Consider the following 20,824-nt stretch of genomic DNA (forward strand, 5'->3'; position numbering starts at 1 on the left):
AACAGCTTTAAGTGGAATTATTTTTCGGAAAATGTGAGTTTTTTTGTCCTGTTTGCAGCAAAAAGCCCCGCCGTGAGGCAGGGCTTCAGCGTAGATAACAATTGCAGCCGTGCTTTATTTCATCGTCGGCATGACAAATTCTGCACCCGACTTGATGCCGGAAGGCCAACGCGAGGTGATCGTCTTGGTCTTTGTCCAGAACTTGATCGAATCGGTACCATGCTGGTTGAGGTCACCGAAGCTCGACGCCTTCCAGCCGCCGAAGGAGTGATATGCCAGCGGAACCGGGATCGGCACGTTGATGCCGATCATGCCGATATTGACACGGCTTGCGAAGTCGCGGGCCGCATCGCCGTCACGGGTGAAGATGGCGACACCGTTGCCATATTCGTGCTTCATCGGCAGTTCGAGTGCATCTTCGTAGTTCTTGGCGCGAACGACGGAGAGAACCGGCCCGAAGATTTCCGTCTTGTAGATGTCCATGTCTGGTGTGACGTGGTCGAAGAGGCAGCCACCGACGAAGTAACCGTCTTCATAACCCTGCAGCTTGAAGTCGCGACCATCGACCAGAAGTTTTGCACCCTGTTCCACACCACTGTCGATAAGACCCCTGACGCGGGTCTGAGCTTCTTTGGTTACCAGCGGACCCATGTCGGCCTTGTCGTCGGTATAGGGACCGATCTTCAACGCCTCGATCTGCGGGATAAGCTTCTCGACGAGGCGATTTGCAGTTTCCTCTCCGACAGGAACGGCGACGGAAACGGCCATGCAACGCTCGCCCGCGGAGCCGTAACCAGCGCCCATCAGCGCGTTGACGGCCTGATCAAGATCTGCGTCCGGCATGATGATCATGTGGTTCTTGGCGCCGCCGAAGCACTGGGCGCGCTTGCCGTTCATCGCAGCCGTGCCGTAGACGTAACGGGCAATCGGCGTCGAACCGACAAAGGAGACGGCGCCGATATCCGGGTCCGTCAGGATCGCATCGACGGCACCCTTGTCGCCGTTGACGACATTGAGGATGCCAGCCGGAAGACCTGCTTCAATCATCAGTTCGGCAAGACGGATCGGCAGCGATGGATCGCGTTCAGATGGCTTGAGGATGAAGGCATTTCCGCAGGCGATAGCAGGCGCGAACATCCACATCGGGATCATGCCGGGGAAGTTGAATGGCGTGATGCCGGCACCGATGCCGACGGGCTGGCGGATCGAATACATGTCGATTGCCGGACCAGCACCCTCGGTGAATTCCCCCTTTTGCAGATGCGGAATGCCGCAGACGAATTCGCAAACCTCAAGGCCGCGAACAATGTCGCCCTTGGAATCTTCCACCGTCTTGCCGTGTTCGCTCGACAGAAGAACGGCCAGTTCGTCCATGTTCTGGTTCAGGAGTTCGACGAACTTGAAGAACACGCGGGCACGGCGCTGCGGATTGGTCGCGGCCCACTTCGGCTGCGCCTTCTTGGCGCTTTCGACCGCGGCACGCAGTTCGGCATCGCTGGCAAGAGCGACAGTCGCCTGCACTTCGCCGGTTGCCGGGTTGTAAACGTTCGACGTGCGGCCGCTGGTGCCGGGCACGTGCTTGCCGTCGATGAAATGACCGATTTCCTTCATGGGGATTTCCTCCGGAATTTTGTGGTGGCGGAACCATTGCACTTCAATTTGTACAAATCAATGAGCTCAGATAAGAAACCGTTGTGCGTAAATTAAAGCACGGCGATGTTGACCGAACGTCGGTCATGGCGGTCAGGAGGGTCAGGACCGATGCAGGATGAACCAGTGGTGCGGATGGCCGAGATCGAAATCGATCCATTGCATATCGACGCCTATCGCAGCTTGCTTGCCGAAGAAATCGAGGCTTCAGTCAGCCGGGAGGATGGCGTGCTGGCATTGAACGCTGTCGCCCTCAAAGGCAGTCTAGGAAAAATCCGTATCCTTGAGGTCTATGCGAGCCAGGCAGCATACGAGGCCCACCTAAGGACGCCGCATTTCCTGAAATACAAGGATGCGGTAGCAGGCATGGTCACCTCTCTGACCCTGGTCGAGGTTGACCCAGTCATCATGCGAAGCAAGCCATGAACTGGGATGATGTCCGTATATTTCTTGCCGTTGCCCGGACAGGACAGATCCTTGCCGCATCGAAACGGCTGGGGCTCAACCATGCAACGTTGTCCCGGCGATTGACCTCACTGGAAGAGGCGCTGAAAACCCGGCTTTTTATTCGACGGACGAACGGCTGCGAGTTGACGGAGGAGGGGCAGCGTTTTCTTGGCTCTGCGGAGCGCATGGAAACCGAAATGCTCAATGCGCAAGCAAGCCTTGGCCGCGTTGATACCGCCGTGGCGGGAACCGTGCGCATTGGTGCGCCGGATGGTCTGGGCGTTTCTTTTCTTGCGCCAAGGCTCGGTCGGCTGACAGCGCGTTATCCTGATCTCAAGATCCAGCTTGTGCCGGTGCCGCGCTCCTTTTCCCTTTCACAGCGAGAAGCAGACATTGCCATCACGATTGAACGGCCGGATCAGGGCAGATTGGTGCAGTCGAAACTGACCGATTATTCGCTCGGGCTTTATGCCTCGAAGGCCTATCTCGAAGAATACGGTACTCCTCAAGATGTCGAAGCCCTCAAGCAGCATCGCCGCATCGGCTACGTGGAAGATCTGATTTTTTCGCCGTCGTTGAACTATACCGGCGAAATCATGCGGGACTGGGATGCGACGTTCGAAATCTCCAGCGCTATCGGCCAGACAGAGGCTGTACGTTCGGGAGCGGGGATCGGCATCCTGCACAACTATATCGCCGGGCAATATCCAGAGTTGATACGGATATTGCCTGAGATCGGCATTAGTCGTGCCTATTGGACCGCGTATCACGAATCTGCGCGCCAGCTTGTTCGGGTACGGACAGTGGTTGATTTTCTCCAGGAGTTGGTTGCTGCAGAACGACGGATTTTCGCCTGAAATCTGCACGGAACAGATTCGGCGCGCCTAATTGTATGATTATTGCCGGAGCGCGCTCGCGCCGGACTTGACAAGTGGCCGTCGCCTGAACGACCAATGCAGCCATTGGGAGACATCAGGAACTGAAATGCCGAATATACTTCGAAAGCTCTCGCCGACTGGTCTCGGCGTGGCCGTCATGCTGCTTGGAATGCTGCTTTTCGCGTTGAATGATGCGATGGGGAAGTGGTTGGTCGCGACCTATAGTCTGGGGCAAGTGGTGCTCATCAGAAGCGCTGCGGCACTCGTCATCCTGGTTCCGATCCTTTGGCGGGGCGGCCTCGCCAGTGTGGTAAAAGTCGAGCGCCCCTCTCTTCAGGCTGCTCGTGTCTTCTTTTCAACCGCTGAGCTTTTCTGTTTCTATTTTGCCGTCAAGGCTTTGCCACTTGCCGACGTCATGACTTATTGGCTCGCAGCGCCGATCTATGTCGCGGCTCTGTCGCCGTTTCTGTTGGGCGAAAAGGTCGGCTGGCGCCGCTGGACGGCGATTGCTATCGGTTTTGTCGGTGTCGTGATTGCGTTGAAACCAAGTTCAGCAAGCCTGACCTCGGCGGCGCTTTTTTCAATTCTGGGCAGTGCGGCATTCGCATTCATGATGTTATCAGGCCGCCAGCTTCGCAACACGCCCGATACAGTTCTGGCATTCTGGCAGATCGTCGGCGCAGCCGTTGCCGCAGTGGTGGCCGTTGCCGCCGCTCCGTCTGGATGGGCGCCCATTCAGTCTGCTTTCGATCTTTCCCTACTTTGCATGCTGGGCGTTGTGGCCATGACTGCCCACGTGCTCGTCAACCGCGCCTTGAAGCTCGCCGATGCGGCCACGGTCGCGCCGCTGCAATATACCCTGTTGCTGTGGGCGGTCATCTTCGGCTGGATGTTCTTCGGTGATGTGCCGCAGGCAAGCATCGTTGCCGGTGCCGGATTGATCGTTTTGTCTGGACTCTATATTTTCTTTCGCGAAAATACGCTCAAGCGCCGCCGTCAGGCCGAAGATCGTATCGCGGCGGAATAGATTGTCTATGCCCGTTGTGGTGTCCCCGGTTGGAACTTTACGCTGGGAACATCACAGGGGCTTGACGAAAGCGTGATCTTCGAAGAGTAGAAAGAGGTCCTGCGACGAGACGTCGCGAAAGGACAGAGGAAACAAAGGTGCCGGGCCCCTCTGGCGAGAGTTTTACGGCGCTCTCGTGATGTCGGTACCGCCTGCAAAATTGGCCGGCGGATTAAAAATTATGAATAACCTGAATGTGCTTCGCGCGCGTGCTTTCTGCGTGCGGCACGACGCTCCGCGTCGTTCCGCTATCGTTTCCCTTTCCGGAGGTGACCGCACATGAGCGCCGCCCAGAAAACCACGCTGTCCTACTTCAAGTGGGCATTTATCGTCACCGTCGTCGGTCTGATCCTTGGCGGGTATCTCGGTTGGGAGATGACCGGGACGATCGGTGGAACAGCCACGATCTTCTTCATCTGCGCGGTTCTCGCCGTGCTGGAAATCTCGCTGTCCTTCGACAACGCTATTGTCAATGCCAACAAGCTCAAGGACATGACGCCCGAGTGGCAGCATCGCTTCCTGACCTGGGGCATTCTGATCGCCGTTTTCGGCATGCGTATCGTTTTCCCGCTGTTGATCGTCGTCATCGCGGCGAATGTCGGCCCCTGGACCGCACTGGTCATGGCTGCCACGCAGCCGGAACGCTATGCGGAAATCATGCATGATGCCCACCTGCCGATTGCGGCTTTCGGTGGCACGTTCTTGATGATGGTTGGCCTGAACTTCTTTTTCGACCATGAAAAGGACGTGCACTGGGTGCGCTGGATCGAGGAGAAGGCTGCGACCTATTCCTCCGTCAAGGGTATCGAAATTGCCTTCGTTCTGATCGTCATGCTGGTCTTTTCCCGCATTATCGGTGCGAGCGAAGATCCGGCACTTGGTCCCGTTGCAGCCAATACCTTCTTCCATTCCGCGATCTGGGGTCTCTTGACCTTCCTGCTCGTTGAAGTGGTCGGCGGTATTCTCGACCGTAGCCAGGAGATGTTGGAAGGTGCGGCAAAGGGCGGCTTCGGCGCGTTCCTTTACCTTGAAGTGCTGGACGCGAGCTTCTCCTTCGACGGCGTGATCGGCGCTTTCGCTTTGACGCAGAACCTGTTCATCATTGCGATCGGCCTTGGTATCGGTGCAATGTATGTTCGTTCGATGACGATCATGCTTGTCGAAAAAGGAACGCTGGCGGAATACCGTTATCTCGAGCACGGCGCGTTTTATGCGATCCTTATCCTCTCGGTCATCATGTATGTCCAGACGATGTTCCATATTCCGGAAGTCATCACGGGTCTCGGCGGTGCTGCCTTGATCGGGATCTCGCTTTGGTCGTCGATCCGCTACAATCGTCAGCAGAGTGCTGACGCAGTAGAGGCTGCACGCGGTGCGGAAATCTAAGACTCGTCGACAAAAGCCTTCCGCCTAAAGGGCGGAAGGCTAGTTGCCTAATTTTTCGCCTAAGCCTGTTTTTGCGGCAATGAAGATTTGGCGAAAACTATCAGTCTTCGAAACCTCAAGGGCTGCAAGTCATTGACTCCCTTTATACTTGTGCGATGCAGAAAAACTGGCACGTTTCCTGCTTCTATTGTCGCAAGTCCAGAGGGGACGTTAAAAAGCCCGAAAACGGGTCCATGCACGCCGCGTTGCCATCGATCCAAAAGGGATTGCCGGTAACGCGGCGTTTGTGTTTCGTCGCATCACTGCTTGAGTTTTCCTTGCCGTTGTTTGAAAACGTGTTGAAGGACGACTGGAAGGGTTATCGACGTGCCCGTTGAACTATCGCCAAGCGCGGCTTTGGGCCTCTGGCACCGCGTATCCCTATTGCAGGTGAAGGCTGAGGCGCCTGATCTCACCCTGCGGCAAACCGCCATCCTTCTGCAAATTTATCTCGTTCCGCCGCCCCATACCGTACGCGGTCTTGCCGCAATACTCGGGGTTACAAAACCCGTGATCACCCGTGCGCTGGACAGTCTCGGGACCTTGGGATTGGTGGATCGTGAGCGGGACGATCAGGACAGACGCAACGTTATCATAAAACGAACCGTTGCCGGTGCACTCTATCTGGAAAAGTTCGGCGATCTGGTTATTGATCAGGCGCGAGAGATTTGAAACCCTGGACGTGAAACGATGATACTCGACCGCCGCCTGAATGTGTTCCGCGCCGATCTGGCTGATGAAAAGCTGAAAGGTGCTGTTGAAGCGACCCGCTTTGTAAACGGCACGCCGGCCCAGGTCAGCATCCCTGTCGCTGCGCTCAGACCATCGCCAGATCTTGCAAGCGGCATCGACACGGAACTGTTGTTCGGTGAAACGGTCAGGGTTTTCGACAGGGCGAACGGTTGGGCCTGGGTCCAGGCGGATGCGGACGGTTACACCGGATACCTCCCCGAAACGGCGATCGACAGCGTGGTTGCCGCAACCCACAGAGTGACGGCGCCGCGGACCTTCCTTTATCCTTCGGCAGAACTGCGCAAATTTCCAGTCGCTGCCCTGTCCATGGGAAGCCTGGTTCGGATTGTCGGCGAGGCGGAAACGCGTGGCACCCGTTACCTGATGACGGAAAAGGGTGAAGGGATTATCGCCGCCCATTGCCAGCAAATCGACGCGGTTCAGGAAGACGACTATGTTGCGGTCGCATTGCGCTTCATCGAAACGCCCTATCTCTGGGGTGGGCGCTCGGGCTTCGGCATCGATTGTTCCGGACTTGTCCAGCTTTCCCTGGCCATGACCGGCCGCCGGGTTTTGCGCGACACCGACATGCAGGTCAAATCGCTTGGTGTGGAAATCGAACGCGATGAACTACGGCGCGGGGATTTTGTTTTCTGGAAGGGGCATGTTGGCCTCATGGAAAACGAGGAAACGCTTTTGCATGCCAACGGCCACACGATGAATGTTGCTCGGGAAAACCTCGACGCCGCGATCGAGCGTATTGGCTGGTTGTATGAAAAGCCGACGGCATTTCGTCGTCTTGGAGCCTGATCGCGACTTTCACGAAATTGTGCCTGCGGACACCTTTGTGCGAATGCCCCGGACGACTTACATCCTTTAGTGTGACGAGACTGGAATGGCGTTTATGAAGGCAAAGATCAAAACACGGCTGATGGTAATGGCGGTCGCGACACTCGTGTCCGCCACTGCGCAGGCGCAGACCGTTTTCCAGAACGGTTTCCAGCCGGCACCCGATGCTTATGTAAATTTGCCTGGCGTCAAAGACCCGAAGACGTTGCAGCCGAAGGTTCGATATCGGTGTCACTCGGAAATGGGTTGGACCTCTTACCCGCGCGGTGCCCATCGCGACGTCTTCGGCAGCAGGGGACTTGCCGTCCAGGGGTATCGCTGCACAGATGAAAACGGCATTTCCACCTTTGGCGGCCGCAATCCCACCTCCCAGGACTGGTATCCCGGCATAAATCCGCCTGATCCGACCTTCTGAGGTCGTTTCCCGGCCACCTTTCCATCCCGCCCGGTCTGGACTTGTCGTCGTCTTTTCAGATAAGTCTTTGGTGTGACAGGTTGATACTGCCGGAATGCGCAGTGACATCGGCCGTGCCGATGGGGGAATGCGAGCCATGACGAAGACCGATATAGCGACCCGCGTTTACAATCACACATGGAAGCTCGATCCGATTATCCGTAGCCTGATCGATACGGATTTCTACAAGCTTCTGATGCTGCAGATGATCTGGAAGCTCTATCCGGAAGTCGACGCGACATTCTCCGTGATCAATCGCACCAAGACGGTTCGTCTGGCCGACGAGATCGATGAAATGGAACTGCGCGAGCAGCTCGATCATGCGCGCACGCTGCGCCTGTCGAAAAAGGAAAACATCTGGCTCGCCGGTAACACGTTTTACGGGCGCTCGCAGATATTCGAGCCCGAGTTCCTGTCCTGGCTTTCCAGTTACCAGCTACCGGAATACGAACTTTTCAAGCGTAATGGTCAGTACGAACTGAATTTCCATGGCCGCTGGATGGACACCACGCTCTGGGAAATCCCGGCGCTTGCGATCATAAACGAGTTGCGTTCGCGCAGTGCCATGCGCTCCCTCGGCTACTTCACGCTGGATGTGCTTTATGCGCGCGCGAAAGCGAAGATGTGGGAAAAGGTCGAGCGTCTGCGCGAGTTGCCGGGCCTGCGTATTTCCGATTTCGGCACGCGCCGTCGCCACAGCTTCATGTGGCAGCGCTGGTGCGTGGAAGCACTCAAGGAAGGCATCGGTCCTGCTTTCACAGGCACGAGCAACGTCCTGCTGGCCATGGACTCCGACCTGGAAGCTGTGGGCACCAACGCACATGAATTGCCTATGGTGGTGGCAGCCCTGGCCAGAACCGACGAGGAGCTGGCAACGGCACCCTATCAGGTTTTGAAGGACTGGAACCGGCTTTATGGTGGCAACCTTCTGATTGTCCTGCCCGATGCTTTTGGCACCGCTGCCTTCCTGCGTAGCGCGCCCGAATGGGTGGCCGATTGGACGGGTTTCCGCCCTGACAGCGCACCACCGATTGAAGGTGGTGAAAAGATCATCGAGTGGTGGAAAAAGATGGGGCGCGATCCCCGCAAGAAGATGCTTATCTTCTCCGATGGTCTCGATGTCGATGCGATCATCGATACCTACAGGCATTTTGAAGGTCGTGTCAGGATGAGTTTCGGTTGGGGCACCAACCTGACCAACGACTTCGCCGGCTGCGCGCCGAAGACCATTGCCAGCCTGAAGCCGATCTCGATCGTCTGCAAGGTGAGCGATGCCAATGGCCGACCAGCAGTAAAACTCTCCGACAATCCGCAAAAGGCAACCGGCGACCCCGCCGAGGTTCAGCGTTACCTGAAGTTCTTCGGCCAGGAAGATCTCAAGGAACAGAAGGTTTTGGTCTAGGACATCGCGACTGGATCAAACAGAAAGAAAAGCGGAGGAAGGCAAAGCCATCCTCCGCTTTCTTGTCTCATGCGTGAGTTACTTCGCGAAGTGATGCGAGATGTAGTGGAACAGGGCGCGGATGCCCTGGGCCTCTCCGCCGATTGACGAATGGTGCCGTTCGCTCGGCGACCAGCCGTAAATATCGAAATGAGCCCACTTTTTGGTGTTCGTGACGAAGCGCTTCAGGAACAGGGCAGCGGTGATCGATCCTGCCATACCACCCGATGGCGCGTTGGTGATATCGGCTGCGCGCGAGCGAATATCCTTGTCGTAGCCCATGTAGAGCGGCATGCGCCACAACGGATCATCGGTGTCGATGCTGGCTTCGGAGATGTTGTGCGCGAGGTCTTCATCATCGGTGAAGAAGGGTGGCAGATCAGGACCGAGCGCGACACGGGCAGCACCCGTTAGTGTCGCCATGTCGATCATCAGGTCGGGAGCGTCTTCATCGGCATAGGCCAGGGCGTCCGCCAGAATCAGGCGACCTTCCGCATCCGTATTGTCGATCTGGACTGTCAGACCCTTGCGGCTTTTGTAAATGTCGCCGGGACGGAATGCATTCGATGCAATCGAGTTTTCAACCGCTGGGACGATCACGCGCAGGTCTACAGGCAGATTGGCATCCATGATCATCAGGGCAAGGCCCAGCACATTGGCTGCTCCGCCCATATCCTTTTTCATGAGTGCCATGGAGGCGGCGGACTTGATATCGAGACCGCCGGTATCGAAGCATACGCCCTTGCCGACGAGCGTCAGGCGAGGATTGCCCTTCTTGCCCCAGTTCATTTCCAGCAGGCGCGGTGCACTTTCGCTCGCACGGCCAACCGCATGGACGAGAGGGAAGTTCTGTTTCAGCAGATCTTCGCCGGAAACGGTCTTGACCTTGGCTTTGTAATGCGCGGCAAGCGCACGGAATGCAATCTCGAGTTGATCCGGCCCCATATCATTGGCCGGCACGTTGATGAGGTCACGGGCGAGGAAGACGCCAGCGAGAACACGCCCGATTTCACCGTCTTCCGCATCCTGCGGTACGAGCAGTTTCGCGCCGTTGGATTTGACCGTTTTGTATTTGTCGAAACGGTAGCTGCCGAGGCCGAAGCCCAGCGCCAGCCGGTTGGCCGTCAATGGGGCTGTCTCTATATGCCAGTCGCCTTCGGGTAACTCACGCGCCAGCTTCCCCGTGATGAAAGGGATCTCGGAAGGGTTGCTGCCAAGGCCGAGCAGAACACCACCCAGAGAACCATCGGCGGAGGGGATCAGCAGCACGGCTCCAGCTTCGGCCTTGAATCCGGCTTTTTTTGCCCAGTCGAGGGCAACCGGGTCGATCGCACCCTGTTCGATATGGGCGGGCGTGACGGCAAAAACGGGCAGGGTGTTGCCGGACTGGGAGCTGAACGGGGTGGTGCGTTCGATGAATTGATAGGGCGCCATGGTCTGCTTTCGTTGTTGCATCGGCTCAAAAATCGAAAACTGTTTTCGACGGAACGATGCGCAGTTTCAAGGTGTTGGAACGGCCTTTTCCATCTTGTCGGATTGACGGCTCTCCAACGTCGTGAATCGGGGCAATTAACACTCTGTTAGGGTTAACAGATTATTGCTTTAGCGAAGGTTGCGTCATGTGAGTCTGTCGTGTGTCGGGCGCAAGATCGATATAACTCATGTGCGGGGGCAATGTCATGGTTGCTTTTTCTTCAGGTTCTCAAAACCGGAAGAGGTTGCTGAGCGGCGTCTATATGGCGGCGCTGGTTCTGGCTGTTTCAGGGTGCGCAAGCACGAACAAGCCGGATCGCATGTCCACCGGCTCGATCCCGACGGCCACACGCTCCTACGACCAGATGAACATGGATCAGCTTCGTCAGGCCGAAAGCAGCGCCGGCAAAGCCTACGAGCGCAGTCCCAAGGACAAAGCCATCGGCATGAACTATGCCAACCTGCTGATGATGACCGGCAAGAACACGCAGGCTTTGGCAGTCATGCAACAGATTGCTATTGCTCATCCGGCCGACCGTGACGTGCTCGCTGCCTTTGGCAAGGCTCAGGCGTCCGCAGGACAGCTCGAGCAGGCGCTCTCCACCATTCAGCGGGCACAGACGCCTGATCGTCCTGACTGGCGGCTCTACTCCGCCGAGGGCGCCGTTCTGGATCAGCTTGGGCGGTCAAATGAAGCGCGCACAAAATATCGTCAGGCACTGGATCTGAAACCGAACGATCCGAGCGTTCTTTCGAACCTTGGCATGTCCTACGTCCTGTCGAGCGATCCTCGCACGGCAGAAACCTACCTGCAGTCGGCGATCAGCCAGCCGGGCGCCGACAGTCGCGTTCGTCAGAACCTTGCCCTCGTCGTTGGTTTGCAGGGGCGTTTTGCCGATGCCGAACGCATTGCGGTTCAGGAACTTTCGGCGCAGCAGGCACAGGCTAACCTGAGCTATCTCCGTGCCATGCTCTCGCAGCAGAATTCCTGGCAACAACTTGCCAAGAAGGACGGCAAGCCAACTGGCTGAACCAGCTTGCGACGTTAAAGCCTGTGAAATGCTGTGCGCCCTCCGTCGACGGGGGCGCTCTGTCGTTCACGGATGGGTGCGACGACCCGATCAGAATGTATCGGCGACGCGGATGCCTGCCGGGCCGAGAATGACGGCAACGAGAACTGGCAGGAAAAATATGATCATCGGAACCGTCAGCTTTGGCGGTAGTGCGGCGGCCTTCTTCTCCGCCTCATTCATGCGCTCGTCACGGCCTTCCTGCGCCAGAACGCGCAATGCCTGCGCCAGCGGTGTGCCGTATCGCTCCGCCTGAATAAGTGCCTGGACAACACTCTTGACCGCGTCAAGCTGTGTGCGCATGCCAAAGTTTTCCAGCGCGACGCGTCTGTCCTGAAGAAACGAGAGTTCTGCCGTTGTCAGCATCATCTCTTCCGCCAATTCAGGCGATTGCTCGCCCATTTCCTCCGCGACGCGACGCATCGCAGCCTCCATCGATACACCGGATTCGATGCAGATCAGCATGAGGTCCAGTGCGTCTGGCCATGCGCGCTTGATGGAGAGCTGACGTTTGGTGACGCGGTTGGAGATGTAGATGTTTGGGGCATAAAAACCGATATAGCCGAACAGAAGAACAGCCATCAGCCGCACGATAAAGGACTGCTCGGCAAGATTTCCGAGCACGAAGACCCAGGTGAACGCAAGTGCCAGAAAAATGAAGGGAAGGATGAAGCGTGCAGCAAGAAACATGTTGAACGCATTCTGCGAACGCAGACCGGCTGCGCGCAGCTTGGTCATGGTGTTCTTGTCGGCAAGAGCTTCGCGAAGATTGAAGCGCTCCACAATGCGATGCGCTGATTTGTTGTTGGCGCTTCGCAATGAAGCCTTGCTCTCTCTGCCGGATGTCGCCATCCGCTCGCGTTCACGGCTGCGGATGAGATCACGCTCCGAAGACACGGCCTTCATCCGCTTGTTGAGGTCCTTCCTTTCGAGGAAGGGCATGATGAGCGTATAGAAGGTCGCGAAGACAGCAACGGTCACGAGGATCGCGATCAGCGTTTGCGGGTCGGTGAGGCTGGACATAAGGCTTCCGGTCATCGCGCTACCTCAGATATCGAAATTGATCATGTTGCGCATGATGATGATGCCGATCGACATCCACAGCCCCGAAGCGCCGAGAATGATGTGGCCGCGGGTGTCAGTGAAGAGGACAGCGAGATAGTCTGGCGACGTGAAGTGGACCAGCATCATGACGATGAACGGCAGGGCGCCGATAATGACCGCAGAGGCTTTCGCTTCCATGGACAGTGCCTGCACCTTGGCGCGCATCTTGCGGCGCTCTCGCAGCACTTTCGAAAGATTGGCCAGAGCTTCAGAGAGGTTGCCACCGGCCTGGGCCTGAATGTTGATCACGGTGCTGAAGAAGTTCACCTCGAAAAGCGGCATGGTCAGCATCATGCGTTCGATGGCCTGCGGAATGCCGATGCCGACCTGTTGGGCATCGACAACGCGCCGGAATTCGGTTTTGACTGGCTCCTGCCCATCCGATGCGATCAATCGCACGGCATCGTTCAACGGCAAACCGGATTTGATCGACCGGCACATCACGTCCAGAGCATTCGGAAATTCCTCAAGGAACTTCGTTTGCCGGCGTTTTTTCAGAAATCCGAGAATCCAGCGAGGCAGCCCCAATGCGAGAACGATTCCGACAAGCGGAACCATGATGAGCGGCAGGCCGTAAAGCAGTGCGACAAAGCTGGCGGCGATGGCGCCCCCTATGCTGATGACGTAGAACCGGCGAACCGAGATTTGAAGGCCAGCCTGAACCAGCCTTTCGCGCAGGCTGATATTTTGGGCTTTCTTGGCTTTTTCGTCCTGCTTCTTTTCCAGTTCGCGCAGGCTGTCCTGCATCGACTTGCGACGTTTGCTCAGATCTTGAACGCGGTCGCGCGCAGCCTTGATCTTCGTGTGATCGGTTTCGGCTGACTTGACCCGTTTGACACGGCTCGTGGTTTTTTTCTCGACTTCAATTTGCGGGAACAGAAGGGCATAGGCCAGCCCTCCGGCCGAGATGGCGGCAAGCGTCACAAGCAATACGATTGTGAGGTCCATCGCGGAAGCCTTCCTTAGGAGTTCTTTTCCATGTCGTCGAGAGCTGCCGCCAGCCGCTTTTCTTCACCGTAATAGCGGGCGCGGTCCCAGAAGTGAGGTTTGCTGATGCCGGTCGATACGTGTTTGCCGATCAGCTTTCCTTGCGCATCTTCGCCTTCGATTTCGTACCGCATCAAATCCTGAGTGACGATCACATCGCCTTCCATGCCGATGACCTCGGTGATCTGGGTGATGCGGCGTGAACCGTCGCGCAAGCGAGCAGCCTGAATAACGACGTCGATCGAGCCGGCAATAATTTCACGAACGGTCTTTGCCGGAAGCGTGAAACCACCCATGGCGATCATCGATTCGATACGGCTGAGGCACTCGCGTGGTGTGTTGGCGTGGATCGTGCCCATCGAGCCATCGTGACCGGTGTTCATCGCCTGCAACAGATCGAAAACCTCCGGTCCGCGTACTTCACCGACGACGATGCGTTCCGGGCGCATACGAAGGCAGTTTTTGACCAGATCGCGCATGGTGATCTCGCCTTCGCCTTCAATATTCGGGGGACGCGTTTCCAGCCTGACGACATGCGGCTGCTGTAGCTGGAGTTCCGCCGTGTCTTCGCAGGTGATGACACGCTCATCCTTGTCGATGAAGCTGGTCAGGCAGTTGAGAAGCGTGGTTTTGCCCGAGCCCGTTCCACCTGAGATGACCACGTTGCAGCGAACGCGGCCAATGATCTTGAGCAGGGTTGCGCCTTCGGGCGTAATCGCCCCGAACCGCACCAGCTGCTCCAGTGTGAGCTTGTCTTTCTTGAATTTTCGGATCGTCAGCGCAGGGCCATCGATGGCGAGCGGCGGTGCGATGACGTTGACACGCGATCCATCTGGCAAACGGGCGTCGCAGATTGGGCTGGACTCATCGACGCGGCGTCCAACCTGGCTAACAATGCGCTGGCAGATCGATAGCAACTGCGCATTGTCGCGAAAGCGGATGTCGGACTCGATGGTCTTGCCACCAACTTCGATGAAGGTCTGGCCCGAGCCATTGACCATGATGTCGGCAATGTCATCGCGCGCAAGAAGCGGTTCCAGCGGGCCGTATCCAAGGACGTCGTTGCAGATGTCCTCGAGCAGTTCTTCCTGCTCGGAAATCGACATTGCGAAGTTCTTGATCGTGATGATGTCGTTGACGATATCGCGGATTTCCTCGCGCGCGCTTTCGGCATCAAGCTTGGCGAGTTGCGATAGATCGATCGTGTCGATCAGGGCAGAAAAGACCTGGCTTTTGGTGTTGTAGTAATCTTCGGTGCGAGCGCGTTTTTTCGGCTGCGGCGGGGCAGGCGAATAGGCCTGTTTTGCCACAGGTGCATGCCCCGGCTCCACGGTGGCGGTCGGTTCTGGACGAGGTTCGGGAGCCACCGGTGCCTGCACGGTTGCTACGGCGGGAAAATCCGCTTTTACACTTTTGGCTGGGCTGTCGTTGCCGCGTTTTCCGAACATCGGTGTTTTCCGTTCAGGCTCAAAGGCAAGCGCTACTGGCGCTTGATAAGATTCATCAGCTTGTCGAGGCCGCCCCGCTTGTTTTTGCGGATCATGGTGCGGCCGGTCACGACGTGTGAGATCTGTGAAAAGGTTTCGGCAATCGCTGATTTCTCATCGATTTCCCGGATCATGCGCCCACTGTTGGCGGCATTACCGAAAAGCTGCACATCGAAGGGGATGATGGCGATCGGATCGATTTCCAACGGGTCGAGAAAGTCAGCCGGGGCGATCTCCGGGCGTTTCGGCATGCCAACCTGATTGAGGATGAGGTGAGGCGGCTTGTCGTTTGGGCGAAGCTTTTTCAACGCATCGAACAGGTTTTTGGTGTTCCGCAGGTTGGCAAGATCGGGAACGGCGGTGATGACGACCTCGTCGGCTTCCGAAAGCACGGCGCGATTCCAGTCATACCAATGGTGAGGCAGGTCCAGAACGGCGACCGGCGCGCTTCTCTGCAGTACCTCCATCACTGGCTGGAATGCCAGCCGGTCGAGATCATAGGTTCTGTCGAGCAGTGAAGGCGCGGCGAGAAGCGACAGGTGATCGGAACACTTGGTCAGAAGTCGGTCGAGAAACACCTCATCCAGACGTTCTGGAGAAAACACCGCTTCCGCCATGCCTTGCGCCGGGTCCTGATCAAAATCGATATTGGCTGTGCCGTAAGCGAGGTCCATATCCGCCAGGATGGTCTCCGTCGAGAACAGGCTGGAAATACCAAAGGCGCAATTGTGTGCGATCGTCGAAGAACCGACCCCACCCTTTGCGCCAATGAAAGCGATGTTACGGCCAAGAGGTTCAGCTTCAGGATCGACAAAAATCGCCGAGATCGAGGCCAGGAGGTCACTCATGCCGACCGGAGCGACGAGATATTCCGATATGCCGTTACGGATCAGATCGCGATAAAGCGTGATGTCGTTGTGGCGGCCAACGATGATGACGCGCGTTGTCGGGTCGCAGACTTCCGCAAGTGGAGCCAGATCGTCCAGCAGCGTGGAAGGATTGCTTGCAGTCTCCAGAACGATGAGGTTCGGCGTGGGCGAGGACGAGAACATTGTTGCCGCTGCACCGATATCGCCGTTGGTGACACGTAAAGTCACCTTGCTCATGCGCCTGTCGTTCGACAGGGCGTCCATGACTCGTTGCATGTTTTCGCTGACGCAGAATGCATGAACGGAAATGCGGGGAAGCGGTCGCAGGCGATCCATATCCGATGCGCGGATTGACGGCTCGGCATCGATGTCGCCGCCATTTTGCGTATGGATGTCGTATTCTACCGTACTCATCGTTTTATCCGCCCTGATAGGTGTCCAGAGTGCATCAGTCCGCAGTCGCTGTATTTTTGCCGCTGCGATATCCATCGATGACCACCGCACGCCGTTCCGCATCAATCGCGCTCATGCCGCGTGGGCTGACCAGATCCATGGGGTTTGCTACCTGAGCAGCCAGATTGTTCTGGGAGGCGCAGCCGAAATTGTACCAGTTCTTGTTGGCGGAGGTATTATCGGACAGGTCCTCTGGCCACTGACCGCACTGACCGGTCATGGCGGTGACCGCGACATAGCTGAGCCTGATTGGCGCGGCATCGCCAGTCGCACCTGCACTGTAGCGCGTTTCCATGATCTTGCCCGACGGCACACCGGCGCCAGAGAGTGTCGCGCGAATCTGCCGGACCATCCTTGAAGCTGCCGCGGAATTCGGCGATCCCGACGGCGCCTGGATGTTGACGATGCCGGTTGATGTCGAAGCGTAGCTCTGGGCGAAGCCGCGAACATTGTCTGCCATTGAGGTCGTCAATCGGCTGTCGCCAGCGGAGACAGGGATATCGAGTGAATGCTCCGCTTCCGACAGCGTGATCGGGTGACGTGTCCTGTAGTCGTCGGGGATAGCATTGGTCGTCAACGGATCACGCGCGCAGCCCTGCAGCAGTCCGGCGGCAAAGGCCATGGCAATGAGCAGTCCGGACTTTGTCAGGGGACTTTTGAAGGTAAAAGAGGTGGCTTCCTGCATGACATGTCCTGTCGTGAGCGGGTTAGCTGAACGGAAAGTGGCCGTGCGCGTCGTCATTTGTAGATGAACCCCACTGATCCCTGGTAAGGGGCAGCCTGGACCTTGTCCTTGCGGCCGTAGACCTTGTTGACGCGGTTCATGAAATACATGGCTGCGTCGTTTTCCGGATTGAAGTTGTCGTCTGGGCGGGCGATCTGATTGCGCGCGACGGGACGCACGAGATATGGCGTCGCGATGATGACCAGTTCGGTTTCGTTGCGAACGAAGTCCTTGCTTCGGAACAGCGTGCCGAACACCGGAACCTTGGAAATGCCAGGCAACCCTGACATCGCCTGGCGTATGTTGTCCTGCACCAGACCCGCAATTACGATGGAGCCACCCGACGGAAGCTCGACGCTGGTCGAGGCTTCACGTTTCCGGATCGACATATACGTGTTGCCGGGAATGGCGAGGCTTGAGCCGTTGCCGGTCGTTACATTGCCTTCATAGGTCGGCTCAGACACGTTCGTCTCGATTTTCAGACTGATGCGGCCGGGTGACAGAACGACCGGACGGAAGTTCAGCTCGATGCCGTAATCCACGGTATCTGTGGTTCTTGTGACGGTCGGACGGCCGGTATCCTCATCGATGTCGACTTCCTGCGTTCCCGCCAGTCGGAATTCACCACCGACATAGAATTTTGCTTGCTCACCGGAAATTGCCGTGAGGCTCGGTTCGGCCAGGGTCCGCATCACGCCCGCCTGCTCCATGGCGTTGAAATAGCTTCCGAGCGTGACTTCGCCGATGGCACCCATAACGTTTCCGGTCGAGCCAAGCGCAATGGCGTTGCCAAGATTCGCGGGGTTGGAGAAGGAGACGCCACCACTCGCCTGATTTCCACCAACGCCTATGGAGCCGTTGAAACCAAGCTGTTTCAGAACCTGGCGGCTCACCTCGGCGACAGTCACCTTCAAGGTTACCTGATCCTCACCTTCAATCGTCAGCATGTTGACGATCTGCGAGGTCTGGCGGTTTTCGGCGAAAATTGCGGCATCGCCACCGTTATTACCACCGGTCAGCGTGATGTTGCGCGTGGTGGCCTCGCCGCCCTTCAGGAAGGCTTCGGCAAGCTGAACCGCACGGGCCGAATCCTGAGGAGTGCGCACCGTGCCAGATAACACGATATTGTCGGAAACGATTTCCACTTTGATGTCGGATTCGGGGATGAAACGACGGATATTGGCTTCAAGGCCGGCAATATCGCGTTCGACTTCGAGATCGAGGCTGACAATCTCCTGGCCATTGGCGCCAAAAATGAAAATGTTGGTCTGACCCACTGTTTTGCCAAACAGATAGATACGTCTTGATGTCCGCGTTACGGCATCAGCAAGGCTGGGGTCCGCGACGAGGATATCATGTGCATCTTCCGGCAGATCGATGACCAGCGCCTTGTTCAGGCCGAGTTGCAGACGTTTGCGGATACCGGTTCCGCTTTCCGTGATGCGTACGATGCTGGCGTTCTGCGCCGATGCTTCACTCATGCGAAGCACGGTTGGGGCGTAATTGCCAGGAATGCCGGAAAAACCCAGGCAGAATGCCAGGCTCGCCGTCATCGATGAGCGCAGATGGTTTTTGAAGCGCTTCGCCATATGTCCCCCGGTCATTGTGATGCTCCCTGGCCACCCTTGACGATCGAGCCGGATTTGATGACCTGAATTTCAGGCTGTCCGGAACCGCCATTGAGTAGGTAGCCGGCGGAAAGCGTGTCGTTTTCCTGCGCGTCCGCAACCGAGCGCAATGCCAGGGTCAGGCGCTCCGCCATCTGCTGCGCGACCGTCATGATTTTTGCCTGCTCGGGTGTGAGTTCCAGCGTTGCGGTGGCGCCAACAACGGCGGATGTGCCGTCTTCGCCTTCCTTGATTTGCTGGTCGATTGCCAGGACGCGGACATTGTTGAGAACGTTCTCTGTCAGAAATGTGCCCGTTTCGCTTTTGCGCACCATGATGACGTCCACGCGGTCGTTCGGTAGCACGAAACCGCCTGCACCCGTGGACACCGATATCTCTGTCGCGACAGCGCGTTTGCCGGCAGGCAGGAGCGAAGACATGATGCGTGCGCTGGAATCGACGACCTTCTCCGGCCGCAGAGGCTCACCTTCGAAAAGCGGCAGCCTGACGACGGCGCCGGAAAGCTCGGTAATGGCGTTCGGTCTTTGTGCTTCGGTGATGAAGCTTTCGACGACATTTCCTTGTGGCCACGGCATCCAGCGAACTGAGCTGTCGTTCAGGCGGCTACCGACAGGCAGACTGACGGAGGAGACCAGAACGTTGACCGTTGGCTCCTTCTGAATGATCGTCTCGGCTTTCTCGATCACCTGTTGCGTGCCTGAAAGCTGCATGGCCAGAACTCCGGCCAGACCGGCAGCCACAAGGGCGACAGACAGGATGATGATGCGCGACGGTTTCATGCTCGATCCTTGAGGGGAACAGATTCTTCTCCCCTCAGGATGGCCTGCGATTCGTATAATTATGGTTAATTTCGCGCTTAGATTTGTGGTTAACGACAGTTTAACCGCATGGCGCGTGTCATATTTACTTAATTTACTCTAGGTCAGGCTGGCGATAGCTGCTTTGACCAGTGGTGCTTCCCCGTATGTCAGAAGCCCGGCGATCGCAATGCCTATGCCGTAGGGAATTTTCTTCGCAACCAGTAGTGAGTCGGGAATTGGCAGCCCAACCGCGATGATTTCCTGAGAACGTGACCGTAAAACGATGATGGCGAGTGTCAGAATGCCGCCGACAAAGGTCACGCCGAGTAGGAACTCAACAAGAGATATGTTGAAGCCAAACCACACAGAGGCTGCAGTTAGCAGCTTGGCATCGCCGCCGCCCATGACGTTCGCGGCAAAAAGAGCGAAGCAGAAGACGAAAACCGCAGCGGCCGCAACGAAGCTCATGGCAAAAGTTTGCCAATCCATGCCTGTAAAAGGCGCGGTCGCGATGAATGAGGCAAGCAGGATAAGCGGTATCCTGTTAGGGATAGTCATGCTTATGAGATCCGTCAGAGCAGCAAAGGCAAGGCAGAGCGGCAGGATCACGAAGACAGCGGCAATAACCATGTTTTATACTCTGACTTGAGTGCGCTGCTAAGCGACTAACGCAATACGCCGCCCCTGATTGAGGCGACGTATTTTGATTTCGAAATTAGCCGCTTAGGCCTTAGTTCGTAGCCGACGGCGTGTTGGCAGCCATTCTCGAGCCGAGGTTGCTGAAGACGGTGTTCAGCTTGGTGCCGAGCGTGCTTGCGCCGCCAATGATAGCAACAGAAATCAGAGCTGCGATCAGGCCGTATTCGATTGCCGTTGCGCCGGATTCGTCTTTGAGGAAACGAGCGAAAATGTTGGACATGGAGAACTCCTACTCTTTGGGTTTAATCAGCACGCCGACAACTGTTTTCCGTTGTTCGGTTGAGCTCAACCTACAGAGGAGCCATTTCCAACCGCTTAAAAAAAGAGATTAACAATAAGTAAATGCCCGCTTGCGCTTCGTGTGGTAAATGAAAAATCAAAGTATTATGCGACATTTTATCTTTGTCGAAGAATGCCTATATTTCGTCGTCGTCCTGCTGTCACTAACAATGGGGCAGCGGTTATTCCGCTAGTCTAGATGTGCTTTTTTGAACCAAAAGGTTGTAGTCGAACGTAAGGCAAGGGTGCTGATGGTTACTGAAAATTCGGCACTTTTCCGCAACTTAACGCTTCATTCACTAAAGGTGA

General features: G+C 56.7%; 20 protein-coding genes. 9 read left to right on the forward strand and 11 right to left on the reverse strand.

The window, feature by feature from the left end; translation table 11 throughout:
- Positions 1-114 precede the first annotated feature (114 nt).
- Complete coding sequence (locus HWX89_RS09550; RefSeq protein WP_138794255.1) at positions 115-1,611, reverse strand: CoA-acylating methylmalonate-semialdehyde dehydrogenase; 1,497 nt, start codon at positions 1,609-1,611, stop codon at positions 115-117.
- Positions 1,612-1,761: 150 nt separating this feature from the next.
- Here HWX89_RS09550 and HWX89_RS09555 point away from each other — a divergent pair, with 150 nt between their 5' ends.
- The 8 genes from HWX89_RS09555 (at position 1,762) to pncB (ending at position 8,903) form a co-directional block, all read left to right on the forward strand.
- Positions 1,762-2,076, forward strand: coding sequence for a putative quinol monooxygenase (locus tag HWX89_RS09555; protein ID WP_138794256.1), 315 nt, complete (start codon positions 1,762-1,764; stop codon positions 2,074-2,076).
- Positions 2,073-2,954: a LysR family transcriptional regulator gene (locus tag HWX89_RS09560; RefSeq protein WP_138794257.1), complete on the forward strand. Its 882-nt coding sequence runs from the start codon at positions 2,073-2,075 to the stop codon at positions 2,952-2,954. Before HWX89_RS09555 ends, HWX89_RS09560 begins: the two co-directional genes overlap by 4 nt.
- Before the next feature lie 127 nt (positions 2,955-3,081).
- A complete protein-coding gene (locus tag HWX89_RS09565) occupies positions 3,082-4,002 on the forward strand; it encodes a DMT family transporter (protein ID WP_138794258.1) in 921 nt (306 codons plus the stop codon).
- 318 nt (positions 4,003-4,320) lie between these two features.
- Positions 4,321-5,427 carry a DUF475 domain-containing protein gene (locus HWX89_RS09570; protein WP_138794259.1) on the forward strand — a complete coding sequence of 369 codons (1,107 nt, stop codon included), beginning with the start codon at positions 4,321-4,323 and terminating at the stop codon, positions 5,425-5,427.
- Between the two features lie 366 nt (positions 5,428-5,793).
- Positions 5,794-6,138: a MarR family transcriptional regulator gene (locus HWX89_RS09575; RefSeq protein WP_138794260.1), complete on the forward strand. Its 345-nt coding sequence runs from the start codon at positions 5,794-5,796 to the stop codon at positions 6,136-6,138.
- An 18-nt stretch (positions 6,139-6,156) separates the two neighbouring features.
- On the forward strand, positions 6,157-7,008 hold the full coding sequence (locus HWX89_RS09580) for a C40 family peptidase (RefSeq protein ID WP_138794261.1): 852 nt from the start codon (positions 6,157-6,159) through the stop codon (positions 7,006-7,008).
- Positions 7,009-7,102: 94 nt separating this feature from the next.
- Complete coding sequence (locus HWX89_RS09585; RefSeq protein WP_138794926.1) at positions 7,103-7,462, forward strand: hypothetical protein; 360 nt, start codon at positions 7,103-7,105, stop codon at positions 7,460-7,462.
- Between the two features lie 136 nt (positions 7,463-7,598).
- Positions 7,599-8,903, forward strand: coding sequence for a nicotinate phosphoribosyltransferase (gene pncB, locus HWX89_RS09590; RefSeq protein ID WP_138794262.1), 1,305 nt, complete (start codon positions 7,599-7,601; stop codon positions 8,901-8,903).
- Between the two features lie 78 nt (positions 8,904-8,981).
- Here pncB and HWX89_RS09595 read toward each other — a convergent pair whose 3' ends face one another.
- Entirely contained in the window at positions 8,982-10,376 is a 1,395-nt protein-coding gene (locus HWX89_RS09595; RefSeq protein WP_138794263.1) for a leucyl aminopeptidase family protein, read from the reverse strand.
- A gap of 359 nt (positions 10,377-10,735) precedes the next feature.
- Between HWX89_RS09595 and HWX89_RS09600 the strand changes: the two genes are divergently transcribed.
- Complete coding sequence (locus HWX89_RS09600) at positions 10,736-11,446, forward strand: tetratricopeptide repeat protein (protein WP_178340738.1); 711 nt, start codon at positions 10,736-10,738, stop codon at positions 11,444-11,446.
- A 90-nt stretch (positions 11,447-11,536) separates the two neighbouring features.
- Here HWX89_RS09600 and HWX89_RS09605 read toward each other — a convergent pair whose 3' ends face one another.
- The 9 genes from HWX89_RS09605 to HWX89_RS09645 form a co-directional block, all read right to left on the reverse strand.
- Positions 11,537-12,523, reverse strand: a complete 987-nt coding sequence (locus tag HWX89_RS09605; RefSeq protein ID WP_138794264.1) for a type II secretion system F family protein — start codon at positions 12,521-12,523, stop codon at positions 11,537-11,539.
- 9 nt (positions 12,524-12,532) lie between these two features.
- Entirely contained in the window at positions 12,533-13,537 is a 1,005-nt protein-coding gene (locus HWX89_RS09610; protein ID WP_138794265.1) for a type II secretion system F family protein, read from the reverse strand.
- A 14-nt stretch (positions 13,538-13,551) separates the two neighbouring features.
- The gene (locus HWX89_RS09615; protein WP_138794266.1) at positions 13,552-15,024 is read right to left on the reverse strand and encodes a TadA family conjugal transfer-associated ATPase; all 1,473 of its coding nucleotides are present in this window, start codon (positions 15,022-15,024) and stop codon (positions 13,552-13,554) included.
- A gap of 32 nt (positions 15,025-15,056) precedes the next feature.
- On the reverse strand, positions 15,057-16,346 hold the full coding sequence (locus tag HWX89_RS09620; protein WP_138794267.1) for a CpaE/TadZ family protein: 1,290 nt from the start codon (positions 16,344-16,346) through the stop codon (positions 15,057-15,059).
- A gap of 34 nt (positions 16,347-16,380) precedes the next feature.
- Positions 16,381-17,070 carry a CpaD family pilus assembly protein gene (locus HWX89_RS09625; RefSeq protein ID WP_138794268.1) on the reverse strand — a complete coding sequence of 230 codons (690 nt, stop codon included), beginning with the start codon at positions 17,068-17,070 and terminating at the stop codon, positions 16,381-16,383.
- A gap of 53 nt (positions 17,071-17,123) precedes the next feature.
- Entirely contained in the window at positions 17,124-18,713 is a 1,590-nt protein-coding gene (locus HWX89_RS09630) for a type II and III secretion system protein family protein (protein ID WP_138794269.1), read from the reverse strand.
- Positions 18,710-19,516: a Flp pilus assembly protein CpaB gene (gene cpaB, locus HWX89_RS09635; protein ID WP_138794270.1), complete on the reverse strand. Its 807-nt coding sequence runs from the start codon at positions 19,514-19,516 to the stop codon at positions 18,710-18,712. Before cpaB ends, HWX89_RS09630 begins: the two co-directional genes overlap by 4 nt.
- A gap of 138 nt (positions 19,517-19,654) precedes the next feature.
- The gene (locus HWX89_RS09640) at positions 19,655-20,167 is read right to left on the reverse strand and encodes an A24 family peptidase (RefSeq protein WP_138794271.1); all 513 of its coding nucleotides are present in this window, start codon (positions 20,165-20,167) and stop codon (positions 19,655-19,657) included.
- A gap of 100 nt (positions 20,168-20,267) precedes the next feature.
- Positions 20,268-20,456, reverse strand: a complete 189-nt coding sequence (locus tag HWX89_RS09645) for a Flp family type IVb pilin (protein ID WP_138794272.1) — start codon at positions 20,454-20,456, stop codon at positions 20,268-20,270.
- Positions 20,457-20,824: the final 368 nt, after the last annotated feature.

The sequence above is a fragment of the Rhizobium sp. RM genome (assembly GCF_013390595.1).
Lineage (GTDB): Bacteria > Pseudomonadota > Alphaproteobacteria > Rhizobiales > Rhizobiaceae > Agrobacterium.